The following is a 7,893-nucleotide window of genomic DNA, read 5'->3' on the forward strand; positions in this document are numbered from 1 at the left end:
GCCGTGGTGGCGTGCCCGGTGTTGACGGTGAAGAGCTTGCGCTCGATGTAGGGCTCGAGGTCGTCGACGAAGTGCGCACCGGGGATGTGCGGCGGGGTGTCGCCGAACGGGGCGCGCTCGATGGCCCACTCGTAGAACGGCTCGACGGTGACGTCGACGCCGCCCTGCGTCTGCGCCGGCACGATGCGGTCCACCGCGGTGTTGGCGAACACGGCGCGGGATGCCAGGGCGTCCCACGACTCGCCCGCCAGCGCGACCACGTGCTCGCGCAGCTGGTCGGTGGCGCCGATCGCGTTCTCGCACGCCATGATCTGCAGCGGCGCGAGCGAGGGGTCGCGAAGTGCCAGACCCGCGACGATGTGCGGGGCGACGAACTTCAGGATCGTCGGGCCGACCGCGGTGGTCACCACGTCGGCCGTGGCGATCTCGTCGACGAGTGCCTCGGCATCCACCGAGCTGTCGATCGCGCGGAAGCCCGTCACCTGCTTGTCGACGCCGCCGTCCCCCACCTCGTGCACGGTGTAGGACGACGCGTCGTTGATGGCCTGGACGAGGGCCGCCGAGACGTCGGAGAAGACGAGGTCGTACCCGCCCTCGTGCAGCAGCAGGCCGACGAAACCGCGCCCGATGTTGCCGGCGCCGAAGTGGACGGCCTTCATGCGTTGACGGACCCGGAGAGGGCCTCGTAGAGCTCATCGGGGGAGGAGGCGGCCTTGAGGCGCGCGACGTCGTCCTCCTCGGAGAAGAGGATGGCGATCTGCGACAGGATCTCGAGGTGCTCGTCGCCCTTGCCGGCGATGCCGACGACGAAGGTCACCGGCTCGCCGCCCCAGTCGACGCCGCCGTCGTAGCGGACGACCGACAGACCCGAGGTGAGGATGGCCTGCTTGGTCTCGTTGGTGCCGTGGGGGATCGCGAGCTCGTTGCCCATGTACGTCGACACGGTCTCTTCACGCTGCTGCATGGCGGAGAAGTACTCGGCGGTGACCGAGCCCGCGGCCTGCAGCAGGTCGGCGGCCTCTTTCATCGCCTCCTCGCGGCTGGCGCTCCCGGGGTGGATGCGGACGGATTCGATGCGGAGGACGTCTGACATGGTTCTCGCCTTTCTCGTCGTGCTGTCCAGCCTTGCAAATGACGGGCCGGACGGGAAGGCGGAGGGGCCGGGCTTGCGCGCCGGCCCCTCCGTGGTAGGTGTTACTTCGCGTCGTGCTGCGCGCGGACCATCTCCACGACCTCGTCGTACTTCGGCGAGTTCATGAAGTTGTCGACCGACACGTGCACCGAGTCGGGCGACTGCGCCTTCGCGCGGTCGGTGAGCTGGTTCTGCGTGATGACCAGGTCGGCCGAGCCGTCGAGGTTCGCGATCGCCTGGTTGGTGACCGTGACCCCGTCGAGGCCCGCCTTCTTGATCTTGTTGCGCAGGACGCTCGCGCCCATCGCCGACGAGCCCATACCGGCGTCGCAGGCGAACACGATGTTGTTCAACTGCTTCGTGGCGACACCGCCGCCGAGTCCGCCGAGAGCGCCGTCGACGTCGCGGTCGGCCGCCTCGGTCGTGCCGGCGCCGGTCGTACCGGCAGCTCGCGTGCGCAGGGCGCCGAGGGTCGACGACTCCTTGCCCTTGTTGGCGGCGGTCTGGTCGATCGCTGCCGCGAAGCTGTCGCCTTCGGCCTCCTGGTCGCGCTTGCGCGAGGCGCGCAGGATGACGCCCGCCACGAGGAAGGTAACGACGGCGGCGACGACCACCGACAGGTAGACCACGAGGAGGTTGGCGGGGCCTGCGCCGATGGCGGCGACGGTGACGGCGATGATGCTGCCGGGCGCGGCCGGGAAGGCCAGGCCACCCTGGAAGATCATGTTCGTGGCGACACCCGAGGCGCCACCGGCGATCAGGGCGAGGATCGTCATGGGCTTGGCGAGGGCGTACGGGAAGTAGATCTCGTGGATGCCACCGAGGAACTGGATGATGATCGCGCCGGGAGCCGAGGCCTTCGCCGCACCCACACCGAAGAAGGTGAAGGCGAGGAGGAGACCCAGGCCGGGGCCGGGGTTGGCCTCGATGAGGAACAGGATCGACTTGCCGCTCTCCGCGGCCTGCTCGATGCCGAGCGGGGTGAACACGCCGTGGTTGATGGCGTTGTTGAGGAACAGCACCTTGGCCGGCTCGACGATGATCGACAGCACCGGGAGCAGGTTGAACTGCACGAGGAACGCCACGATGCTGCCGAGGACGGCGCTGATGCCGAGGAACACCGGACCGAAGGCGAAGAAGCCGACGATCGCGAGGACCATGCCGAGGATGCCGGCGGAGAAGTTGTTCACGAGCATCTCGAAGCCGGGGCGGATCTTGCCGTCCCACAGCCGGTCCATCTGCTTGGTGATCCAGGCCGCGAGCGGGCCCATGATCATCGCGCCGAGGAACATCGGGATGTTCGTGCCGACGATGACACCCATCACGGCGATCGTCGCCACGACGCCACCGCGGGCACCGTAGACGATGCGTCCACCGGTGTTGGCGATGAGCAGCGGCAGCAGGTACGTGATCATGACGCTGACGAGGCCCACGTAGCCCTGGTAGGTGGTGCCGTCCTCGGTCGCGGTGAGCGCGGTCATGGCGCCGGGCCACTGGATGATTGCGGCGTCACCGCCGCCGCCGAGGATCTCGGCGACCGGCGACCAGTGCCAGCCGAAGGGGCTGTTGGCGCCGAAGAAGCCGGCGGGGATGAAGAGCATGGTGATGAAACCCCATGCGATGAATGCCGCGATGTTCGGCATGATCATGCCGGAGAGGAACGTCCCGAATCGCTGTACGGCGATCCGTGCTCCTCCCGGCTTCTTGGTGGCTGACGTCGTCGTCATTGCTGTGTCTCCTTGACTAGCGGTGCGGCAGGGCCGCGGTTGGGGTGGGCGGCTTACACCGCGACGGGGGTCGAGGAGGCGGCCTGGGCCGCCTCACGGGCTGAGGCCGCGTCATCGGCGGCCAGGGCTGCCTCGGCGATGCGGCGGGCATCGTCGAGAGTGTGGGTGAGCAGGCTCGCGCGCACGTCGGCGAGGGCCGTGGGGGCCATCGACAGGGTGGTGGCGCCGAGGCCGACGAGCACGACGGCGAGCAGCGGGTCGGCCGCGGCCTCGCCGCAGATGCCGACGGGCTTGTCGTTCGCGCGGCCCGCCGCCCCGACCTCGCGGATGAGGCGGAGGACGGCCGGATGCCACGGGTCCTGGAACGACGCGACCGAACCGAGCAGACGGTCGGCGGCGAGGGTGTACTGCGTCAGGTCGTTGGTGCCGATCGAGGCGAAGTCCGCGATCTGCAGGATGCGGTCGGCCAGCAGCGCCGAGGACGGCACCTCGACCATCACGCCGGTGGTCTTCAGGCCGTAGTCCTTCGCCAGATCCGTGAAGTAGCGGGTCTCCTCGACCGTCGACACCATGGGCGCCATGACCCACAGGTCGGCGGGGCCGGCCTCGGACGCCCGCGTCGCGGCATCCGCTTCGGCCAGGGCCGTCAGCTGCTCGCGCAGGATGTCCTCGCTCGCACGCAGGGCGCGGAGGCCGCGGAGGCCCAACGCGGGGTTCTCTTCGTGCGCGTCGTTGAGGAAGGGGAGGGGCTTGTCGGCGCCGGCGTCGAGCACGCGCACGACGACCTTCTTGCCGGGGAAGGCGGCGAGCAGCTCGGTGTACGCCGCGCGCTGCTCCTCGACCGTGGGGGCCGAGCTCGAGCTCAGGAACAGGAACTCGGTGCGGAACAGGCCCACGCCCTCGGCGCCCAGCTCGACGGCCTCCGACGCGCCACCCGGCTTGCCGAGGTTCGCCAGCAGCGGCACCTTCGTCCCGTCGGCGAGGGCGCCGTCGGTGATCGGGGCGGATGCCGCGGCGGCTCGAGAGGCGGCACGGGTGAGCGCGCGCGCCTTCTCGTCGTCGGTCGGGTCGACGGTGACCACGCCCGCGGCGGCGTCCACGATGACGGACTGCCCGTCGACGAGGTCTTTGGCGCCGCTCGCGCCCACGACGGCGACGATCGACTTCTCGCGAGCGAGGATCGCGGTGTGCGAGGTCGGTCCGCCCTCGGTGGTGACCAGGGCCAGCACCTTGTCGAGGTCGAGCAGCGCGGTGTCGGCGGGGGCGAGGTCTTTCGCGACCAGCACGAACGGGTGACCGGGATCGGGGATGCCGGGGGCGGCGACGCCGCGGAGACGGGCGATCACGCGCTGGGCGACATCGTCGAGGTCGGCGGCGCGCTCGCCGAGGTAGCCGCCCAGGGCGACCAGCTGCTCGCGGAAGGAGGCGAAGGCGTCGTGCACGGCGAACTCGCCGGTCTTGCCGCTCGCGAGGCGGCTGTCGACCTCGGCTTCGAGGGTCGGGTCTTCGGCGATCATCGCCTGCGCTTCGAGCACGTCGCGCGCGGCGCCGCCGGCCTGGGCCCCGCGGGCCTCGAGCTCACGGGCGACGGCGGCGACGGCCTCGCGCACGCGCGCCGTCTCGGCGTCGACCGAGAGGTCGCTCTTGGCGTCCTTCGGCGCGGGCAGGGGCTCCGCCATGCGCGCGATGGGTCCCTGGGCGACGCCCAGTCCGATTCCGACTCCACGGAGTTCCGTCATGTTCCTGTGCTTCCTTTACTCGGCGTCGTGGTCGGTGGTCAGCAGTTCGCTGAGGCGATCGATCGTGGCTTCGGCGTTCGCGCCGTCGGCGGTGAGGGTGACGTAGTCGCCGTACTCCAGGCCCAGGGCGATGATGCCGAGGATGCTGGCCGCGTTGATCGGCTTGCCCGCGTCCTTCGCGATGGTCACGGGGATGCCGGACTCCTTCGCCGCCTGCGCGAAGAGCTTCGCCGGACGGGCGTGCAGGCCGTGCGACGATCCGATGCGGACGGTGCGGGTCAGGTGCGGCATGGGGTCCTTTCCGTCGATCTCAGATCGTGTCCGCGGGCTGGCGGACGCGCAGCGCCTCTTCGACCAGGGCGAGGGTTCGGGTGCCGGTGACGTCGGCGAAGACGTCGTCGGGGAGCAGGACGACGGTGACGCTCCGAGCCGCGGCGGCGTCTCGGATGCGGTCGATGTCGGCCGCGAGGTGGGGCCCCACGAGCACGATGTCGGCGGTGTCGAGGTCGATCGGCAGGGAGCGCGACGTTCCCGCCGACGCGGAGTGGTCGAGTCCGCGTTCGAGTGCAGCACGGCGCACGCGCTGCGCGACGAACGTGCTTGACGCACCCGCTCCACACACCACGAGGATCCTCATCGACCGGCCTTTCTCCCTCATGATTGTCCGCACCTCGTTCCCAGCCGACAACCAGGTTCGTTTCCCACCCCCCGGAACATGGATGCCGCGCCTTCCCGCGCGAGGTGCGGGAGGTGCTCCTATTCGGTGTTGCTAAGTACTGGTAGTCAGCGTTACTCTCTAGTGGTAGTCAGTGACAGGGGGTAGCAGATGGGCAAGCAGGACACCGAGATGCTCAAGGGCGTCCTGGAGGGCGTCGTCCTCGCCGTGCTCGCGGGGCGACCAGCCTACGGGTACGAGATCACCGCAGACCTGCGTGAGCGCGGGTTCGCCGACCTCGCCGAGGGCACGATCTACGCGATCCTCGTGCGCATCGAGCAGCGCGGTCTCGTCGACGTCGAGAAGGTGCCGTCCGAGAAGGGCCCGCCGCGCAAGGTCTTCGCGCTCAATGACGACGGGCGGGCACAGCTCGCCGAATTCTGGACCACCTGGAGCACGCTCGCCGACAGGCTCGAAGCGCTCCGCGAGAAGGAGAAGTGACATGGCCTGGTACGAGAAGATCATCGGCGACCTGAGCGCCAAGAAGCAGTGGCGCGAATACCGCCAGCGTGTGCACGCCCTGCCCGAGCCGTACCGGCGGACGGCCGCGGCTCTCGAGCGCTACCTGCTCAACCTCGGGCCCACCGAGAACACCGAGGGCCTCATCCGCATGGTGAGCGACCTCGCCGACCTGCTCGAGCAGGGGGCGGCGGATCGGACGCCCGTTCGCGACCTCGTCGGGGAGGACCCCGTCGTCTTCGCCGAGGAGTTCATGGCCAACTACGGCGACGGCAGCTGGATCGGCCGCGAACGGGCACGTCTCACGCGTGCCATCGATGAGGCGGCCCGCCAGCAGGGCTGACCCGCCACGCCCGCACGCGCTCCGACACCCGGTCGGTCGGAGGCGATGGTCTCGTGCGCCCTTCGGCCGGTCGAATCGGAAGGAACATCCATGCCTGTCATCGAGACGGCCCCTGCGATCCGCGTACGGGGGCTCGCGAAATCGTACGGCGACGTGCACGTCCTGAGAGGCGTCGACCTCGACGTCGCGCGCGGCACGATCGTCGCCCTGCTCGGCTCCAACGGCGCCGGCAAGACCACCGCGGTCCGCATCCTGTCGACCCTCCTGGCCGCCGATGCGGGAGCCGCCGAGGTCGACGGCATCGATGTCGCGACCGACGGGGCGCGCCTACGCGCCGCGATCAGCCTGACGGGGCAGTTCGCCGCCGTCGACGAGGTGCTCACCGGACGCGAGAACCTCGCGCTGGTCGCCCGCCTCCGACACCTCGCCCAGCCGCGCCGCGTCGCCGACGAGATGCTCGCGCGGTTCTCGTTGACGGATGCCGGTGGGCGCACGGCATCCACGTACTCCGGCGGCATGCGGCGTCGGCTCGACATCGCGATGAGCCTCGTCGGGAATCCGTCGGTCGTCTTCCTCGACGAGCCCACCACCGGACTCGACCCGCACGCGCGCAACGAGGTGTGGGATGCCGTCCGCGCGCTCGCCGCGGCCGGCACCACCGTCCTGCTGACCACGCAGTACCTCGAGGAGGCCGAGCACCTCGCCGATCGCATGGCGATCCTGCACGAGGGGCGCATCATCGCCGAGGGCACCCTCGCCGAACTCCGCGCGATGTTCCCCGCCACCACGCGCGAGTACGTCGAGAAGCAGCCCAGCCTCGAAGAGATCTTTCTCGCCATCGTCGGTCCGACCGGCACGACCGAAGCCGCGAGATCATGACCACCCACGCCCTCGCCGACACGGCGGTGCTCACCGGCCGGTCGCTGCGGCACGTCCTGCGCAGCCCCGACACCATCGTGACCACGGCGATCATGCCGATCGCGATGATGCTGCTCTTCGTCTTCGTCTTCGGCGGCGCGATCGACACCGGGGGCACCGCCTACGTCGACTACCTGCTGCCCGGCATCCTGCTGGTGACCGTGGCATCCGGAATCGCCTACACCGCCTACCGACTGTTCCTCGACCTGAAGGGCGGCATCGTCGACCGGTTCCGCTCCATGCCGATCGCGGCCTCCAGCGTGCTGTGGGGCCACGTGCTCACCTCGCTCATCGCGAACGCGGCATCCCTGTCGCTCGTCGTGGGCGTCGCGCTGCTGCTGGGGTTCCGCTCGGGGGCATCGGTTGCCGCGTGGCTCGGGGTGGCCGGCATCCTGATGCTCTGCACCCTGGCCCTGACGTGGATCGCGGTCATCGCGGGACTCGCGGCGAAGACGATCGACGGTGCGAGTGCCTTCAGCTACCCGCTGATCTTCCTGCCGTTCGTCAGCTCGGCGTTCGTGCCCACCGACACGATGCCCGGTCCGGTGCGGTGGTTCGCCGAGAATCAGCCCGTCACCTCGATCGTCGACACCATCCGCGCGCTGCTGTCGCAGCAGCCCGTCGGGGGCCAGATCTGGATCGCGTCGGCGTGGTGCGTCGCGATCCTCGTCGTCGCAATGGCCGTCGCGATCGCTCTGTTCCGGCGCACCGCGCGGTGAGGTGCTGCGCACGCGCGAGCGCGACGGTCTCGTTCCGTGCCGCGGGCGCGTGCGGTGGCGACGACGGTCGCGTCCTGTGGCGCGGTCGCGCAGACGACGGTCTCGTTCCGCGGCGCGGTCGCGCAGACGACGGTCTCGTCC

9 protein-coding genes and 1 pseudogene are annotated in these 7,893 nt (G+C 70.0%); 4 read left to right on the forward strand and 6 right to left on the reverse strand.

The window, feature by feature from the left end:
* The 6 genes and pseudogenes from RWP81_RS12050 to RWP81_RS12075 all read right to left on the reverse strand — a co-directional run.
* Nucleotides 1-659: pseudogene (locus RWP81_RS12050) on the reverse strand (mannitol-1-phosphate 5-dehydrogenase); the annotation flags it as partial.
* Nucleotides 656-1,093 carry a PTS sugar transporter subunit IIA gene (locus tag RWP81_RS12055; protein ID WP_055958551.1) on the reverse strand — a complete coding sequence of 146 codons (438 nt, stop codon included), beginning with the start codon at nucleotides 1,091-1,093 and terminating at the stop codon, nucleotides 656-658. The pseudogene RWP81_RS12050 and the gene RWP81_RS12055, both read right to left, overlap by 4 nt.
* Nucleotides 1,094-1,194: 101 nt before the next feature.
* Complete coding sequence (locus RWP81_RS12060; protein WP_314456419.1) at nucleotides 1,195-2,859, reverse strand: PTS mannitol transporter subunit IICB; 1,665 nt, start codon at nucleotides 2,857-2,859, stop codon at nucleotides 1,195-1,197.
* 53 nt (nucleotides 2,860-2,912) lie between these two features.
* Nucleotides 2,913-4,598 (reverse strand): phosphoenolpyruvate--protein phosphotransferase, encoded by a 1,686-nt coding sequence (ptsP, locus tag RWP81_RS12065; protein ID WP_314456421.1) that lies wholly within the window; start codon nucleotides 4,596-4,598, stop codon nucleotides 2,913-2,915.
* A 15-nt stretch (nucleotides 4,599-4,613) separates the two neighbouring features.
* A complete protein-coding gene (locus RWP81_RS12070) occupies nucleotides 4,614-4,889 on the reverse strand; it encodes an HPr family phosphocarrier protein (protein ID WP_183418306.1) in 276 nt (91 codons plus the stop codon).
* Nucleotides 4,890-4,908: 19 nt separating this feature from the next.
* Nucleotides 4,909-5,235 (reverse strand): PTS sugar transporter subunit IIB, encoded by a 327-nt coding sequence (locus RWP81_RS12075; RefSeq protein ID WP_055958541.1) that lies wholly within the window; start codon nucleotides 5,233-5,235, stop codon nucleotides 4,909-4,911.
* A 189-nt stretch (nucleotides 5,236-5,424) separates the two neighbouring features.
* Between RWP81_RS12075 and RWP81_RS12080 the strand changes: the two genes are divergently transcribed.
* The 4 genes from RWP81_RS12080 (at nucleotide 5,425) to RWP81_RS12095 (ending at nucleotide 7,752) form a co-directional block, all read left to right on the forward strand.
* The gene (locus tag RWP81_RS12080; protein ID WP_314456424.1) at nucleotides 5,425-5,754 is read left to right on the forward strand and encodes a PadR family transcriptional regulator; all 330 of its coding nucleotides are present in this window, start codon (nucleotides 5,425-5,427) and stop codon (nucleotides 5,752-5,754) included.
* 1 nt (nucleotide 5,755) lies between these two features.
* On the forward strand, nucleotides 5,756-6,115 hold the full coding sequence (locus tag RWP81_RS12085; protein ID WP_314456426.1) for a DUF1048 domain-containing protein: 360 nt from the start codon (nucleotides 5,756-5,758) through the stop codon (nucleotides 6,113-6,115).
* Nucleotides 6,116-6,205: 90 nt separating this feature from the next.
* Nucleotides 6,206-6,994 carry an ABC transporter ATP-binding protein gene (locus RWP81_RS12090; protein WP_314456428.1) on the forward strand — a complete coding sequence of 263 codons (789 nt, stop codon included), beginning with the start codon at nucleotides 6,206-6,208 and terminating at the stop codon, nucleotides 6,992-6,994.
* On the forward strand, nucleotides 6,991-7,752 hold the full coding sequence (locus tag RWP81_RS12095; protein WP_314456430.1) for an ABC transporter permease: 762 nt from the start codon (nucleotides 6,991-6,993) through the stop codon (nucleotides 7,750-7,752). The genes RWP81_RS12090 and RWP81_RS12095 overlap by 4 nt, the downstream gene beginning before the upstream one ends.
* Nucleotides 7,753-7,893 lie beyond the last annotated feature (141 nt).

Source organism: uncultured Microbacterium sp. (assembly GCF_963521695.1).
Lineage (GTDB): Bacteria > Actinomycetota > Actinomycetes > Actinomycetales > Microbacteriaceae > Microbacterium.